The organism is Cupriavidus gilardii (assembly GCF_017598945.1).
GTDB classification, from domain to species: domain Bacteria; phylum Pseudomonadota; class Gammaproteobacteria; order Burkholderiales; family Burkholderiaceae; genus Cupriavidus; species Cupriavidus gilardii_E.
On record NZ_JAGFTW010000036.1, the window covers coordinates 117,878 to 132,576 of the forward strand.

Sequence of the window (14,699 nt, forward strand, 5' to 3'; positions counted from 1 at the left end):
GGACGCGGCATATCATGCCGGCTTTCGCCGCGGTGCGCCACCGGACCGCAAGGGGGGCCCGGGATGCTCGCGCCGCGGCCGCCCGGCATGCGTACGGCGCTGTTGTGCCGCAGTGCGGGGGAAAGCGCCGGTTCCCTTGCCGGTTCCCTTTATAATCCTGCCTTTATTCCTAACCGTTTGTCGCCGTCCTCGTGAAAGTCTTCCGCGGCCTGCCCAATGCCGAGAGCCGGGCACCCTGCGCACTCACCATCGGCAATTTCGACGGAGTGCACCGGGGCCACCAGTCCCTGCTCGCGCGCGCGCGCGCGGCCGCCGACGCGCGCGGGCTGCCGCTGTGCGTGATGACCTTCGAGCCGCACCCGCGCGAATTCTTCACGCCGGACCGCGCCCCGACCCGCATCGCGCTGCTGCGCGACAAGCTCGAAAGCCTGCGCCGCAACGGCGTCGACCGCGTGGTGGTCGAGCACTTCAACGCCCATTTCGCCGCCCAATCGCCCGAAGCCTTCGTCGAGAACGTGCTGTGGCACGGGCTGCATGCGCGCTGGGTGCTGGTCGGCGACGACTTCCGCTTCGGCGCCAAGCGGGCCGGCGACTTCGCCTATCTGCAGCAGGCCGGCAAACGCTACGGCTTCGACGTCGAGCAGATGGGCTCGGTGTCGGAGGGTGGCGTGCGCATCTCGAGCTCGGCAGTTCGGGAAGCGCTGGCCGCCGGCGACCTCGAGCATGCCCGCCGGCTGCTTGGCCACGGTTATGCGATCAGCGGGCATGTGGTCCACGGCCGCAAACTCGGCCGCGACCTCGGCTTTCCGACGCTGAACCTGCGCATTCCGCACAAGCGCCCGGCGGTCAACGGCATTTTCGTGGTACAGGTGCACGGCCTGGCCAACGGCCCGCTGCCGGGCGTGGCCAGCATCGGCGTGCGCCCGACCGTCGAGGACGCCGGGCGCGTGCTGCTGGAAGTCCATCTGTTCGATTTCGACCGCAGCGTCTACGGCGAGCTGGTGCGGGTCGAATTCATCAAGAAGCTGCGCGACGAAGCGCGTTTCGACTCGCTGGAAGCGCTGACGGCGGCGATCGCCAAGGACTGCGCGGATGCGCGCGCCTTCTTCGGCCTGACCGAGCCCGATGCCCAGGGCGCCGACAGCACGGCCGGCGCCCCGGCGGTGCGCACGACCTCGGCCACGGACCGAATTAGCTAGCGGCCGGCTTTCGCCGCCCATGCGCGCGCAGCCGGGTCACCGCCGACCCCGCCTCATTTTTTGCGCCGGCCCGTACCATCCGGGCCAGGCGCTCACCGAATCGCCCTGAGAATCGTCATGTCCGACACCAAGCAAGCCAAGGCCGGCGCCAAGCCGGTGAACAAGAGCGCCGAAAAGAGCAAATACCCGGTGAACCTGCTCGACACCCCGTTTCCGATGCGGGGCGACCTGCCCAAGCGCGAACCGCTGTGGGTCAAGCAGTGGCAGGAAAAGAAGATCTACCAGGCGATCCGCGCGGCGCGCCGCGGCGCGAAGAAGTTCGTGCTGCATGACGGCCCCCCGTATGCCAACGGCGACATCCACATCGGCCACGCCGTCAACAAGGTCCTGAAGGACATGATCATCAAGGCGCGCGGCCTGAGCGGACTCGACGCCGTCTACGTGCCGGGCTGGGACTGCCACGGCATGCCGATCGAGATCCAGATCGAGAAGCAGTACGGCAAGGGCCTGCCGGTGCAGGAAGTCCAGGCCAAGGCGCGCGCCTACGCGAGCGAGCAGATCGCCCGCCAGCGCAAGGACTTCGAACGGCTGGGCGTGCTGGGCGACTGGGACGATCCCTACCTGACGATGAACTTCAGCAACGAGGCGGACGAGATCCGGGCGCTCGGCAAGATCCTCGAGAAGGGCTATGTGTTCCGCGGCCTGAAGCCGGTCAACTGGTGCTTCGACTGCGGCTCGGCGCTGGCCGAGGCCGAGGTCGAGTACAAGGACAAGACGGACCTGTCGATCGATGTCGGCTTCCCGTTCGCCGAGACCGACAAGCTGGCGCGCGCCTTCCACGTGCCGCTGGAACAGCTGAACGCCAAGCCGGGCTGGATCGTGATCTGGACCACCACGCCGTGGACGATCCCGTCGAACCAGGCGCTGAACCTGCATCCGGAGGTCGAATACGCGCTGGTCGACACGCCGCGCGGCTTCCTGATCCTCGCCACCGAGCGCGTCGAGGAACAGCTCAAGATCTATGAGCTCGAAGGCAAGGTCGTCGCGACCTGCACGGGCGCGGCGCTGACCGAGGTGCGCTTTCACCATCCGCTGGCCAAGATGGATCCCGGTTACGAGCGCACCTCGCCGGTCTACCTGGGCGACTACGTGACCACCGATACCGGCACCGGGATCGTCCACTCGGCGCCCGCCTACGGCATCGAGGACTTCCAGTCCTGCAAGGCCCACGGCATGCGCGACGAGGACATCCTGAGCCCGGTGATGGGCGACGGCGTCTACGCCAGCTGGCTGCCGCTGTTCGGCGGCCTGTCGATCTGGGATGCCAATCCGCGCATCGTCGACACGCTGAAGGCCTCGGGCAACCTGTTCAACGCGCACCGCTACGAGCACAGCTACATGCACTGCTGGCGGCACAAGACGCCGATCATCTACCGTGCGACCTCGCAATGGTTCGCCGGCATGGACGTGGAGCCCGCCGACAACGGTCCGACGCTGCGCGAGACCGCGCTGGCCGGCATCGAGGCCACCGCCTTCTACCCGTCCTGGGGCAAGCAGCGCCTGCACAACATGATCGCCAACCGGCCGGACTGGACGCTGTCGCGCCAGCGCCAGTGGGGCGTGCCGATGGCCTTCTTCGTGCACAAGGAAACCGGCGCGCTGCATCCGCGCACGCCGCAGCTGCTCGAGGCCGTGGCCAAGCGGGTCGAGCAGCACGGCATCGAGGCCTGGCAGACGCTGGACGCCACCGCGTTCCTGAAGGAACTGGGCGAGACCGACGCCGAGATGTACGAGAAGAACCGCGACACGCTGGACGTGTGGTTCGACTCGGGCACCACGCACTGGACCGTGATCCGCGGCTCGCATCGCGAGGACCTGTACGATGCGGCCGCCGATACGCCGGACGGGCGCCTGGCCGACCTGTATCTGGAAGGCTCGGACCAGCACCGCGGCTGGTTCCACTCGTCGCTGCTGACCGCCTCGATGCTGTACGGCAAGCCGCCGTACAAGGCGCTGCTGACGCACGGCTTCACCGTCGACGGCGAAGGCCGCAAGATGTCGAAGTCGATCGGCAACACCGTGTCGCCGCAGGACATCGCCAACAAGATGGGCGCCGAGATCATCCGCCTGTGGGTGGCCTCGACCGACTACTCCGGCGAGCTGTCGATCTCCGACGAGATCCTGAAGCGCGTGGTCGAGGGCTACCGCCGCATCCGCAATACGCTGCGCTTCCTGCTGGCCAACCTGACCGACTACGACCACGCGCGCGACGCGCTGCCGCCGTCGGAATGGCTGGAGATCGACCGCTATGCCGTCGCGCTGACCGCGCAGCTGCAGAAGGAAGTGCTGTCGCACTACGACGTCTACGAATTCCACCCGGTAGTGGCCAAGCTGCAGACCTTCTGCTCGGAGGACCTGGGCGGCTTCTACCTGGACGTGCTGAAGGACCGGCTCTACACCACCGCGCCGAATTCGAAGGCGCGCCGCGCCGCGCAGAACGCGCTGTTCCACATCACGCAGGCGATGCTGCACTGGATGGCGCCGTTCCTGTCGTTCACCGCCGAGGAAGCCTGGCAGGTTTTCGCGCACGGCACCGCGCATACCGACACGATCTTCACCAGCACCTACTACACGGTGCCGGAAGTGGACCAGGCCGACGACCTGCTGCAGAAATGGCACGCGGTGCGCGCGGTGCGCGCCGAAGTCACCAAACAGCTCGAGGCGGTGCGGACCGAGGGCGGCATCGGCTCGTCGCTGCAGGCCGAAGTCTCGATCCAGGCCGGCGGTCCGGCGCTGGAGGCGCTGACGAGCCTCGGCGACGATCTGCGCTTCGTGCTGCTGACCTCGGCCGCGACGGTGTCGCCAGCGCCCGAGGCCGGCGATCTGCTGGTGACCGTGCACCCGTCCAGCCATGCCAAGTGCGAGCGCTGCTGGCACTACCGTGAGGACGTCGGCCACGATGCCGCCCATCCGACCCTGTGCGGCCGCTGTACCAGCAATCTGTTCGGCGCCGGCGAACCGAGGAGCCACGCCTGATGGCCGCGACCACCCGTACCGCCCGCGGCCGCGCCGCGGGCAACAAGAGCCGCAGCGGCACGCCGCTGCTGTGGCTGGCCTTCGCCGCTCTGATCGTGGTGCTGGACCAGTTCTTCAAGATCGTGATCGTGCGCAGCTTCACCTATGGGGAATCGCGCCCGGTCACCGGCTTCTTCAATCTGGTGCTGGTCTACAACAAGGGCGCCGCGTTCAGCTTCCTGGCCGACGCCGGCGGCTGGCAGCGCTGGTTCTTCACCGGGCTGGGGCTGGCGGTCGGCGCCTTCATCGTCTGGCTGCTGTTCCGCCATGCCGGTCAGAGGCTGTTCAGCCTGGCGGTATCGCTGGTGCTGGGCGGCGCGATCGGCAACGTGATCGACCGCATCGTCTACGGCCATGTGGTCGATTTCCTCGACTTCCATCTGCGCGGCTACCACTGGCCGGCGTTCAACGTCGCCGACTGCGCGATCACGGTCGGCGCGGTGCTGCTGATCGTCGACGAATTCCGCCGGGTGCGCCGGCACTGAGCCCCGCTGCGGGGCGCGCCGGCGCCGAGCTGGCGCGTCCCCGGCGCATCCTGCAGCGCGCCGGTATCATCGACTCCCTCCCCCTCGCATCGAAGGCCCCTCCATGGATCTGCGCGGCAAACATCTCGTACTCGGGCTGACCGGCGGCATCGCCTGCTACAAGTCGGCCGAGCTGGTCCGGCTGCTGACCAAGGCCGGCGCCACCGTCCAGGTGGTGATGACGGACGCGGCGACGCAGTTCATCACGCCGGTCACGATGCAGGCGCTGTCGGGGCGGCCGGTGTTCACCTCGCAGTGGGACGGCCGCATCGCCAACAACATGGCGCATATCGACCTGTCGCGCGAGGCCGACGCGATCGTGATCGCGCCGGCCTCGACCGACTTCCTCGCGCGGCTGGCCAACGGCCTGTGCGACGACCTGCTGTCGACGCTGTGCATCGCGCGCGATTGCCCGCTGCTGGTGGCGCCGGCGATGAACCGGCAGATGTGGATGGCGCCCGCGACCCAGCGCAATATCGCGCAGCTGCGCGCCGACGGCGTCGCGGTGCTCGGCCCGGGCAGCGGCGACCAGGCCTGCGGCGAGGTCGGCGATGGCCGCATGCTGGAGCCCGAGGAACTGCTCGACGATATCGTCGCCCACTTCCAGCCCAAGCTGCTCGCCGGCCGCCGGATGCTGATCACCGCCGGCCCGACCTTCGAGGCGATCGACCCGGTGCGCGGCATCACCAACCGCTCGTCGGGCAAGATGGGCTTCGCGCTGGCGCGCGCGGCACGCGAGGCCGGCGCCGATGTGGTGGTGGTGGCCGGCCCGACCGGACTGCCGACGCCGCGCGGCGTCGCCCGCATCGACGTGCAGAGCGCCCAGCAGATGCACGAAGCGGTGCTGTCGCAGCTGCGTGGCATCGACGTCTTCGTCGCGGTGGCCGCGGTGGCCGACTGGCGTCCTGCCGAGGTCGCCGAGCAGAAGCTGAAAAAGGCCAACGACACCGACACGCCGACGCTGCGCTTTGTGCAGAACCCGGACATCCTGGCCACGGTGGCGGCGCGGACCGACGCCCCCTACTGCGTGGGCTTCGCCGCCGAGAGCGAGAACCTGGAGCAATACGGCGACCAGAAGCGCCGCCGCAAGGGCGTGCCGCTGCTGGTCGGCAATATCGGCCACCACACCTTCGGCCTGGACGAGAACGAGATCGTGCTGTTCGACGAGCGCGGCACGACGCGGCTGCCGCGCGCGGACAAGCTGTCGCTGGCCCGGCAGCTGGTCGCGGCGATCGCCGAGCGGCTGCCGGTCCAGCGGCCCTGATTGGACTCGATGGGCTCGATGGGCTTGATGGGGTTGATAGGGCTCGATCGCCTTCGTCAGCCTCGCGAATCTGGCCGAAGCCCCCGGTTTTCTCCCCTCTCCCGCTTGCGGGAGAGGGGCGGGGGAGAGGGAAACGGGCGGTGACTTTGCCGCTGCGGCTTGAATCCACCCCCTCCCCAACCCTCTCCCCGGGGGGAGAGGGAGAACACAGACAACACGCAATCCATCGTTCAGTTCCGACTTCCATGACCTCTGCCCAAAATCCCACCGTCGAAATCAAGATCCTGGACCCGCGCCTGCACGAGTGGGGCCTGCCCAGCTATCAGAGCGACATGGCCGCCGCGATCGACCTGCACGCCTGCCTGGACGCGCCGCTGACGATCGAGCCGGGCACGCCGGCGCAGCTGGTGCCGGCCGGCATCGCGGTGCATATGGGCAACCCGTACATGGCCGCGACGATCGCGCCGCGCTCGGGTCTGGGGCACAAGAAGGGCCTGGTGCTGGGCAATTCGATCGGCGTGATCGACGCCGACTACCAAGGCCCGATCATGGTCAGCGTCTGGAATCGCAATGCGCCGGGCACCGAGCCGATCGTGATCCAGCCGGGCGAGCGCATTGCGCAGATGATGTTCGTGCCGGTGCTGCGGCCGGTGTTCACGACGGTGGAAGCGTTCTCGAGCGAATCGGCGCGCGGTGCCGGAGGCTTCGGCTCGACCGGCGTCCATCACGGCGGCGCGGCGGCCTGACGGCCGCCAGCAACGCCGCCTGGCCTTAGCGCTGCTCGAACAGCAGCGCGACGCCGGCGGCCGCGTGGGCCGGGATCAACGTTTCGGTCGCACTCAGATCGAGGCTGGGCACGCCGGCCTCGCGCCACAGCGCCCGCGCCTGATCGAGCGACGCGGTGCGCAGCCGGATCGCGGCATAGCCGGGCACCGCCTGGCGGATATGGCCGGTGCCGGTCGCCGCAGCAAGCGCCTGCGGGGTCGACAGCACCAGCGCCGCATCGCCGACGGCCAGGCTGCAGACATGCTCGCTCAACTGCGTCAATTCGGCGCCCATCAGTTCGGCATAGGCCCGCGCGGCGGCATCGACCAGCGACGGCGCTACCACCAGGAACATTGTCCCGATCGCTTGCGCGCCGTTCGCGTGCGTCATCCATTCCGGCCGCCACAGCAGTTCCGGCGTGCGGTGCTCGCACAGGAAGAAGCGCGCGCCAGGCGCGTCGTCCATCGCGGTGACGCGGAACGTGGCCGGGTGTTCCGAGCCATCGTCCAGGCGCACCGGACGCGAAAATTCGACCGGCTCGGCGGTATGCCAGCCGCCGCCACGCAGCGCCGCGGCGTCGGCTACGGCATCGTCGCTGCGGCACGATAGCGCGGCACAGCCGCCGCCGTGCTGCTGGCTGTGCCAGTAGTACTGCAGCGGATCGCTGGGGCCGTCGACATGCATCAGCTCGAGATAGTCGCGAGCCAGCATCACGCAATGGTTCTGCGAGCCGAGCGTATGAAAGCCGCGCGGCGTCAGCGTGAAGCCGAGCCGTTGCCAGGCCTGCGCGGCGGCATCCAGGTCGGGGCAGATCACGACGGCATGGTCGAATTGGCGCTGCGCTGCGATGGTCGCTGTCATTGCCACTGTCCTTGCGTCACGTTGGGTCGATGGCTCGGATCGAACTCGGATCGATCATTCGAACTGAAGATTGGCCTGGCGCGCTACCGCCTGCCACCGGTCGTGCTCGCGCCGGACCAGCTGGCCCAGCGCTTCGGGTGTGCCGGCCACGGGCTCGAGGCCGTGCGCCGCCAGCGTCGATGCGACCCGCGGCGCGCGAATCGCGTTCGACAAGGCGCCATGCAGACGGCCGACCACGGGCGCCGGCAGGCCAGCCGGACCGAATACGCCGATCCAGCCATAGGCCTCGAAGCCCGGCACGCCCTGTTCCGCGACCGTCGGCACCTGCGGCAGCTGCGCCAGCCGGCGCTCGCCGGTCACCGCCAGCGCCTTCAGCGTGCGCGTCTGCAGATGAGCCTGCACGGCCGCGTAGCTCGCCAGCACCAGGTCGGCCTGGTCCGACAGCACGGCCTGCACCGCCGGGCCCGTGCCCTTGAATGCGACATGCCGCCACGACGCCCCGCCCTCGCTCGCCAGCGCCTGCGCGGCCAGCTGATTGAGGCTGCCGGCGCCCGGCGACGCGACACGGATCGGTTCGTCGCGCTGCCGCGCCAGTCCGATCAACGCACGGATATTGTCGACGGGCAACGACGGATGAACGGCCACCACCAGCGGATGACGTGCCAGCTGGGAGATCGGCGTGAAGTCGCGGAAGGTGTCGTACGGCAGCTGCTTGTAGGCGATCGGCTGCAGGGCGAGGCTGTCGAAGGCCATCAGCAGCGTCTGCCCGTCGGGCCTGGCGCGGGCCACCGTGGCGGCGGCCTGCAGGCCGGCGGCGCCGGGGCGGTGATCGACGACCACGGGCTGGCCCAACGCCTGCTTCAGTCCGGGCTGCAGCTGGCGCGCCACCACGTCGCCGCTGCCGCCCGGCGGGATCGGCAGGACCATCGCCACGTGGCCGCCGTAGGTGCTCGCAGACTCGCCCGGCAAGGCGTGGGCGGTCAACGGGATCGGAGTCGTCGCCGCCAGGGGCAGCGACTTCAGCATCAGACGACGCAGGCGAAACATCGGTGGCTCGTTCAGCTTGCCGGCAGGCATCGGCGCCGCGACAGGCGGCGGCCCGCACCGTGCGCGGCCAAATGAATAGGGGCGGCATTGCTGCCGCCCCGTACTATTTTGCCGAAGGATAGCATGGAACGCGGGTGGCGGGCCTGCATGGCCCGCCGCCCCGCCCTGCTGCTGCGTTCAGGCCTCCGCGCGTTGCTCGCTTTCCGGCGCCTCCGGCGGCTCGGTATCGATCTCGGCGAACTCCAGCTTGATCTGCTCCTTCTCGTCCAGATCGACCACGACCTTGCCGCCCGAGGCCAACTGCCCGAACAGCAGTTCGTCGGCCAGGGCCTTGCGGATCATGTCCTGGATCAGCCGTTGCATCGGACGCGCGCCCATCAGCGGATCGAAGCCCTTGCGCGCCAGGAACTTGCGCAGGCGCTCGGTGAAGCTGGCCTCGACCTTCTTCTCGTGCAGCTGCTCTTCCAGCTGCATCAGGAACTTGTCCACCACGCGCAGGATGATTTCCTCGTCCAGCGAGCGGAAGCTGATGATCGCGTCGAGCCGGTTGCGGAACTCGGGCGTGAACATCCGCTTGATGTCGGCCATCTCGTCGCCCTGCTCCCGCGACGACGTGAAGCCGATCGCCGCGCGGTTCATGGTCTCGGCACCGGCGTTGGTCGTCATGATGATGATCACGTTGCGGAAGTCCGCGCGCCGGCCGTTGTTGTCGGTCAGCGCACCGTGGTCCATCACCTGCAGCAGGATGTTGAAGATGTCCGGATGCGCCTTTTCGATCTCGTCCAGCAGCAGCACGCAGTGCGGCTTCTTGGTCACTGCCTCGGTCAGCAGACCGCCCTGGTCGAAGCCGACATAGCCCGGGGGCGCGCCGATCAGACGGCTAACCGCATGACGCTCCATGTACTCCGACATATCGAAGCGCAGCAGCTCGATGCCCATGATGAAGGCCAGCTGCTTCGCCACCTCGGTCTTGCCGACACCGGTCGGGCCCGAGAACAGGAAGGAGCCGATCGGCTTGTCGGTCTTGCCCAGGCCGGCGCGCGACATCTTGATCGCCGATGCCAGCGCCTCGATGGCCGGGTCCTGGCCAAACACCACCGACTTCAGATCGCGGTCCAGCGTCTGCAGCTTGCTGCGGTCGTCCTGGTTGACGCTCTGCGGCGGGATCCGGGCAATCCGAGACACGATGTCCTCGATCTCGCTCTTGCCGATGGTCTTCTTCTGCTTGGACTTCGGCAGGATCCGTTGCGCGGCGCCAGCCTCATCGATCACATCGATCGCCTTGTCCGGCAGATGACGGTCGGTGATGAAGCGTGCCGACAGCTCGGCGGCTGCCGTCAGCGCCGCCGACGCGTACTTGACGCCGTGGTGCTCCTCGAAACGCGACTTCAGGCCGCGCAGGATCTGCACGGTCTGGTCGACCGAGGGCTCGACCACGTCGATCTTCTGAAAGCGCCGCGAAAGCGCGGCATCTTTCTCGAAAATCCCGCGATATTCGGTGAACGTGGTGGCGCCGATACACTTGAGCTGGCCCGACGACAGCGCCGGCTTCAGCAGGTTGCTGGCGTCCAGCGTGCCGCCCGACGCGGCGCCCGCGCCGATCAGCGTGTGGATCTCGTCGATGAACAGGATCGCATTCGGGTTGTCCTTGAGCGATTTGAGCACGCCCTTCAGGCGCTGCTCGAAGTCGCCGCGGTACTTGGTGCCCGCCAGCAGCGCGCCCATGTCCAGCGAGTAGACCACCGCCTTCTCGAGGATATCGGGCACTTCGTTCTTGGTGATGCGCCAGGCCAGGCCTTCGGCGATCGCCGTCTTGCCGACGCCGGCCTCGCCCACCAGCAGCGGATTGTTCTTGCGCCGGCGGCACAGGACCTGCACCACGCGCTCGACTTCGCTCTCGCGGCCGATCAGCGGATCGATCTTGCCGGCCTTGGCCAGCGCGTTCATGTTCTGGGTGTACTGCTCCAGCGGGCTTTCCTTGCCGTCGCCGCCCTCGCCTTCCGCCCCGGCCTCGCCATGCTTGGCCGGCTCGGACTGGTCCTTGCGGATGCCGTGGCTGATGAAATTGACCACGTCCAGGCGCGTCACGCCCTGCTGCTGCAGGTAGTAGACGGCGTGCGAATCCTTCTCGCCGAAGATCGCCACCAGCACGTTGGCGCCGGTGACTTCCTTCTTGCCGTTGGAGGTCGACTGGACATGCATGATCGCGCGCTGAATCACGCGCTGAAAGCCGAGCGTCGGCTGCGTGTCCACCTCGTCGGTACCAGGCACGACGGGGGTGTTGTCGACAATGAAATTCTTCAGGCTGGTGCGCAGGTCCTCGATATTGGCCGCGCAGGCGCGCAGAACTTCCGCTGCCGTCGGGTTGTCCAGCAACGCCAACAGCAGGTGCTCCACGGTGATGAATTCGTGGCGTGCCTGCCTGGCCTCGACGAAGGCCATATGCAGGCTGACTTCCAGTTCTTGCGCAATCATGCTTCCTCCATCACGCACTGCAGTGGATGCCCTGCCTGCCGCGCGTGCGTTGACACCAGCTCGACCTTCGTCGCGGCGATATCCCTGGTATAGATACCGCAGACTCCCTTGCCTTCCCGATGGACGGTCAGCATGATTTGCGTCGCCGTTTCTCGGTCCCTGCTGAAATACTGTTGCAGGATCATGACGACAAACTCCATCGGAGTGTAGTCGTCGTTCAGCAGGACGACCTTGTACATGGCCGGCGGTTTGAGCGCTTGCTCTTTCCGCTCCAGTACGGTGCCTGCATCGCGTTGTGGGACATTCGCCAGCCGTGTAGCCATGGCTTTATTCTAACCCCTCCGCTCAAGTCTGCAATTTGGGCAAAAGCTGTCGGTTTCAAGGCCAGCTAGCACTTCTCGACCATTCCTCGACTCGCGAACCGCGCCGCCCGGCGCAGCGGGCAACGGCGTGCCCGAGGGCGTGCCAATACGCTGCGCGAGCCGTCACAGTAGCACGGTTGGACGTCGTCCCATTCCTGCCACATTGGCGTCAGGGTCGGGAATGTGCCGGCTTGACAGTCTGATTGTTTGCCAGAAGAATCGTTCGGACATTCAGGTCCGGTCCCGCGAGCCAAAGCAACAGGCCGGACCTCGAGTGCTCCGTGAGCAGGGAGGCCTACGGAGCCGGCAGCGGCGCCTCGACCGAGGCGCTGCGTTGTATGGCGCAATCGATCGTTGCGCCGGCGGCTGGCCTGAGCGCCCCCCTGTTTGAAATCTGTTTTTTCGTTGGGGGAGTTTATGGCAAGCGGTACGGTCAAATGGTTCAATGATGCCAAGGGCTTCGGGTTTATCACCCCGGACGACGGTAACGAAGAACTGTTTGCGCACTTTTCGGCTATCCAGATGAATGGCTTCAAGACCCTGAAAGAGGGCCAGCGCGTTTCGTTCGAAATCGTGCAAGGTCCGAAGGGCAAGCAAGCCACGAACATCCAGAGCGCCGCCTGAGCGCGACATCGCGACCGCACCGGCCGACAGAGCGCGCGGCGGTCGCTACAGGCTTCGGCGGCAGGCGTCCGGCGGGGGCAATCGGAACATCGGTTGCCGAGGCGCAGGTCGTTGGATCCTGGGGAAAGGGCCCGGCAATGCCGGGCCTTTTCCATTGCTGCCAATCCCAAAAAGACAAACCCCCGCTACCGGTCGGCAACGGGGGCTCGCGCAACCCTGCCGCGCCGCGCAGCCGAACAACAACGGGCCGCGCGACGCCAGCGAAGTCGCTTACATATTGTCGATCATCACCTGACCGAAGCCCGAGCACGAGACCTGCGTCGCGCCTTCGAGCAGACGGGCGAAGTCGTACGTGACCTTCTTCGACAGGATCGACTTCTCCATCGACGAGATGATCAGATCCGCCGCCTCGGTCCAGCCCATATGGCGCAGCATCATTTCGGCCGACAGGATTTCCGAACCCGGGTTCACGTAGTCCTTGCCGGCGTACTTCGGCGCGGTACCGTGGGTCGCTTCGAACATCGCCACCGAATCCGACAGGTTGGCGCCCGGCGCGATGCCGATGCCGCCGACCTGCGCGGCCAGCGCGTCCGAAACATAGTCGCCGTTCAGGTTCAGCGTGGCGATCACCGAGTACTCGGCCGGACGCAGCAGGATCTGCTGCAGGAACGCGTCAGCGATCGCGTCCTTGACGACGATGTCCTTGCCGGTCTTCGGGTTCTTGATCTTGCACCACGGGCCGCCGTCGATCAGTTCGGCACCGAATTCCTTCTGCGCGAGCTCGTAGCCCCAGTCGCGGAAGCCGCCTTCGGTGAACTTCATGATGTTGCCCTTGTGGACCAGGGTCACCGAGGGCTTGTCGTTGTCGATCGCGTACTGGATGGCCTTGCGGACCAGGCGCTGGGTGCCCTGCTTCGACACGGGCTTGACGCCGATACCCGAGGTTTCCGGGAAGCGGATCTTCTTGACGCCCATTTCGTTCTGCAGGAAGGCGATGACCTTCTTGGCCTGCTCGCTCTCGGCTTCCCATTCGATGCCGGCGTAGATGTCTTCCGAGTTCTCACGGAAGATCACCATGTCGGTCTTCTCGGGCTCGCGCACCGGCGACGGCACGCCCTTGAAATAGCGCACCGGACGCAGGCAGACGTACAGGTCCAGCTGCTGGCGCAGCGCGACGTTCAGCGAGCGGATGCCGCCGCCGACCGGCGTCGTCAGCGGGCCCTTGATCGAGACCACGTACTCCTTGAGCACGTCCAGGGTTTCGTCGGGCAGCCACACATCGGGGCCATAGACCTTGGTCGACTTCTCGCCCGCGTAGATCTCCATCCACGAGATCTTGCGCTTGCCGGCGTAGGCCTTGGCCACGGCCGCGTCCACCACCTTGATCATCACCGGGGTGATATCGAAGCCGGTACCGTCGCCTTCGATATAAGGGATGATCGGATTGTCCGGAACATTCAGCGAGAGATCCTGGTTGACCGTGATCTTCTCACCGGCCGGGACCTTGATGTGTTGGTACATGACGTCTCCAGTACGGAACGGGGGTTTTCGAACGGCCGGCGGGTTCGTGACCAGACGGCGAAATGCGGGCCTAGCGGGAGGCATTGTAACGGCCCTCGCGACACCGGCATTGCTGCATCGCGAGACTGCGTCCTATCTGAGTCTTATATAAGACACAAGACCGGTTTCGTATTATGCAGCAATTTTTCATCATCCGCCATCCCGGGCGGGCGCTGGCGTCGCACCCGCTGCGGCATACTGGCGCCTTTCCCGCACCGGTTTCCCCATGACCCTGATCGCCCTGAACAAGCCGTTCGGCACCATGAGCCAGTTCTCGCCCCATCCGAGCCGGCAGACGCTCGCCGACTGGATCGCGATACCGAACGTCTACCCCGCCGGCCGGCTCGACGCCGACAGCGAAGGGCTGCTGCTGTTGACCGACGACGGCGTGCTGCAGGCGCGCATCGCCGACCCGCGCCAGAAGCTGGCCAAGACCTATCTGGCGCAGGTCGAGGGCGTGCCGGACGAAGCCGCGCTGGCACGGCTGCGCGCCGGCCTTGACCTTGGCGATTTCCACACACTGCCGGCGCAGGCCACGCTGATCGACGAGCCGGATTTCCTGTGGCCGCGCACGCCGCCGATCCGCTTTCGGGCGGCGATCCCGACCCAGTGGCTGGAGATCGTGATCCACGAGGGCAAGAACCGGCAGGTGCGCCGCATGACCGCGGCGGTCGGCTACCCGACGCTGCGGCTGGTCCGCGTCGGCATCGGCGCGCTGGACCTGCGGCAGCTCGGTCTGGCGCCCGGGCAATGGCAGGAAGTCACGCCGCAAAGCCTGGGCATGAGCGGTCCCGCCCGCGGTGCCACGCCTGTGCGGCCGAGGCGGCCGGCTCCCGGCCGCACCGACGCCGACCGGACGGCCGCTCCGAATCGGCGCCGGCGTCCGGCCTAGCCGGGCTGCGCTATGCTTGCGGCTGCGGTTCTGCCGCCGTCATGCCGCAGT

General features: G+C 67.1%; 12 protein-coding genes. 7 read left to right on the forward strand and 5 right to left on the reverse strand.

Going from position 1 to position 14,699, the window contains the following annotated elements; genetic code table 11:
* Positions 1 to 191: 191 nt before the first annotated feature.
* The 5 genes from J5T34_RS12430 (at position 192) to dut (ending at position 6,808) form a co-directional block, all read left to right on the forward strand.
* Positions 192 to 1,199 carry a bifunctional riboflavin kinase/FAD synthetase gene (locus J5T34_RS12430; RefSeq protein WP_208580019.1) on the forward strand — a complete coding sequence of 336 codons (1,008 nt, stop codon included), beginning with the start codon at positions 192 to 194 and terminating at the stop codon, positions 1,197 to 1,199.
* Positions 1,200 to 1,316: 117 nt separating this feature from the next.
* Positions 1,317 to 4,235 carry an isoleucine--tRNA ligase gene (ileS, locus tag J5T34_RS12435; protein WP_208580020.1) on the forward strand — a complete coding sequence of 973 codons (2,919 nt, stop codon included), beginning with the start codon at positions 1,317 to 1,319 and terminating at the stop codon, positions 4,233 to 4,235.
* Positions 4,235 to 4,759 (forward strand): signal peptidase II, encoded by a 525-nt coding sequence (gene lspA / locus J5T34_RS12440; RefSeq protein WP_208580021.1) that lies wholly within the window; start codon positions 4,235 to 4,237, stop codon positions 4,757 to 4,759. Before ileS ends, lspA begins: the two co-directional genes overlap by 1 nt.
* A 103-nt stretch (positions 4,760 to 4,862) precedes the next feature.
* Entirely contained in the window at positions 4,863 to 6,062 is a 1,200-nt protein-coding gene (gene coaBC, locus J5T34_RS12445) for a bifunctional phosphopantothenoylcysteine decarboxylase/phosphopantothenate--cysteine ligase CoaBC (RefSeq protein ID WP_208580022.1), read from the forward strand.
* Between the two features lie 245 nt (positions 6,063 to 6,307).
* The gene (gene dut, locus J5T34_RS12450) at positions 6,308 to 6,808 is read left to right on the forward strand and encodes a dUTP diphosphatase (protein ID WP_208580023.1); all 501 of its coding nucleotides are present in this window, start codon (positions 6,308 to 6,310) and stop codon (positions 6,806 to 6,808) included.
* 25 nt (positions 6,809 to 6,833) lie between these two features.
* Here dut and J5T34_RS12455 read toward each other — a convergent pair whose 3' ends face one another.
* The 4 genes from J5T34_RS12455 to clpS all read right to left on the reverse strand — a co-directional run bounded on the left by J5T34_RS12455 (position 6,834) and on the right by clpS (position 11,533).
* Positions 6,834 to 7,688, reverse strand: coding sequence for a VOC family protein (locus tag J5T34_RS12455; RefSeq protein WP_208580024.1), 855 nt, complete (start codon positions 7,686 to 7,688; stop codon positions 6,834 to 6,836).
* 54 nt (positions 7,689 to 7,742) lie between these two features.
* Complete coding sequence (locus J5T34_RS12460) at positions 7,743 to 8,735, reverse strand: Bug family tripartite tricarboxylate transporter substrate binding protein (protein ID WP_244258868.1); 993 nt, start codon at positions 8,733 to 8,735, stop codon at positions 7,743 to 7,745.
* Between the two features lie 177 nt (positions 8,736 to 8,912).
* Positions 8,913 to 11,210, reverse strand: a complete 2,298-nt coding sequence (gene clpA / locus J5T34_RS12465; protein ID WP_174104506.1) for an ATP-dependent Clp protease ATP-binding subunit ClpA — start codon at positions 11,208 to 11,210, stop codon at positions 8,913 to 8,915.
* Entirely contained in the window at positions 11,207 to 11,533 is a 327-nt protein-coding gene (clpS, locus tag J5T34_RS12470) for an ATP-dependent Clp protease adapter ClpS (RefSeq protein WP_006578051.1), read from the reverse strand. Before clpS ends, clpA begins: the two co-directional genes overlap by 4 nt.
* Before the next feature lie 456 nt (positions 11,534 to 11,989).
* On the opposite strand from clpS, the gene J5T34_RS12475 reads away from it, so the two are divergent.
* Entirely contained in the window at positions 11,990 to 12,196 is a 207-nt protein-coding gene (locus tag J5T34_RS12475) for a cold-shock protein (protein WP_006578050.1), read from the forward strand.
* Between the two features lie 270 nt (positions 12,197 to 12,466).
* Here J5T34_RS12475 and icd read toward each other — a convergent pair whose 3' ends face one another.
* A complete protein-coding gene (gene icd / locus J5T34_RS12480; RefSeq protein WP_174104507.1) occupies positions 12,467 to 13,717 on the reverse strand; it encodes an NADP-dependent isocitrate dehydrogenase in 1,251 nt (416 codons plus the stop codon).
* A 265-nt stretch (positions 13,718 to 13,982) separates the two neighbouring features.
* Between icd and J5T34_RS12485 the strand changes: the two genes are divergently transcribed.
* The gene (locus J5T34_RS12485) at positions 13,983 to 14,648 is read left to right on the forward strand and encodes a pseudouridine synthase (RefSeq protein WP_208580026.1); all 666 of its coding nucleotides are present in this window, start codon (positions 13,983 to 13,985) and stop codon (positions 14,646 to 14,648) included.
* Positions 14,649 to 14,699: the final 51 nt, after the last annotated feature.

Coding starts and splice junctions, on each gene's coding strand:
- ileS (WP_208580020.1), top strand. CDS start 1,317: ATGTCCGACACCAAGCAAGCCAAGGCCGGCGCCAAGCCGGTGAACAAG.
- lspA (WP_208580021.1), top strand. CDS start 4,235: ATGGCCGCGACCACCCGTACCGCCCGCGGCCGCGCCGCGGGCAACAAG.
- coaBC (WP_208580022.1), top strand. CDS start 4,863: ATGGATCTGCGCGGCAAACATCTCGTACTCGGGCTGACCGGCGGCATC.
- dut (WP_208580023.1), top strand. CDS start 6,308: ATGACCTCTGCCCAAAATCCCACCGTCGAAATCAAGATCCTGGACCCG.
- J5T34_RS12455 (WP_208580024.1), bottom strand. CDS start 7,688: ATGACAGCGACCATCGCAGCGCAGCGCCAATTCGACCATGCCGTCGTG.
- J5T34_RS12460 (WP_244258868.1), bottom strand. CDS start 8,735: ATGTTTCGCCTGCGTCGTCTGATGCTGAAGTCGCTGCCCCTGGCGGCG.
- clpA (WP_174104506.1), bottom strand. CDS start 11,210: ATGATTGCGCAAGAACTGGAAGTCAGCCTGCATATGGCCTTCGTCGAG.
- clpS (WP_006578051.1), bottom strand. CDS start 11,533: ATGGCTACACGGCTGGCGAATGTCCCACAACGCGATGCAGGCACCGTA.
- J5T34_RS12475 (WP_006578050.1), top strand. CDS start 11,990: ATGGCAAGCGGTACGGTCAAATGGTTCAATGATGCCAAGGGCTTCGGG.
- icd (WP_174104507.1), bottom strand. CDS start 13,717: ATGTACCAACACATCAAGGTCCCGGCCGGTGAGAAGATCACGGTCAAC.
- J5T34_RS12485 (WP_208580026.1), top strand. CDS start 13,983: ATGACCCTGATCGCCCTGAACAAGCCGTTCGGCACCATGAGCCAGTTC.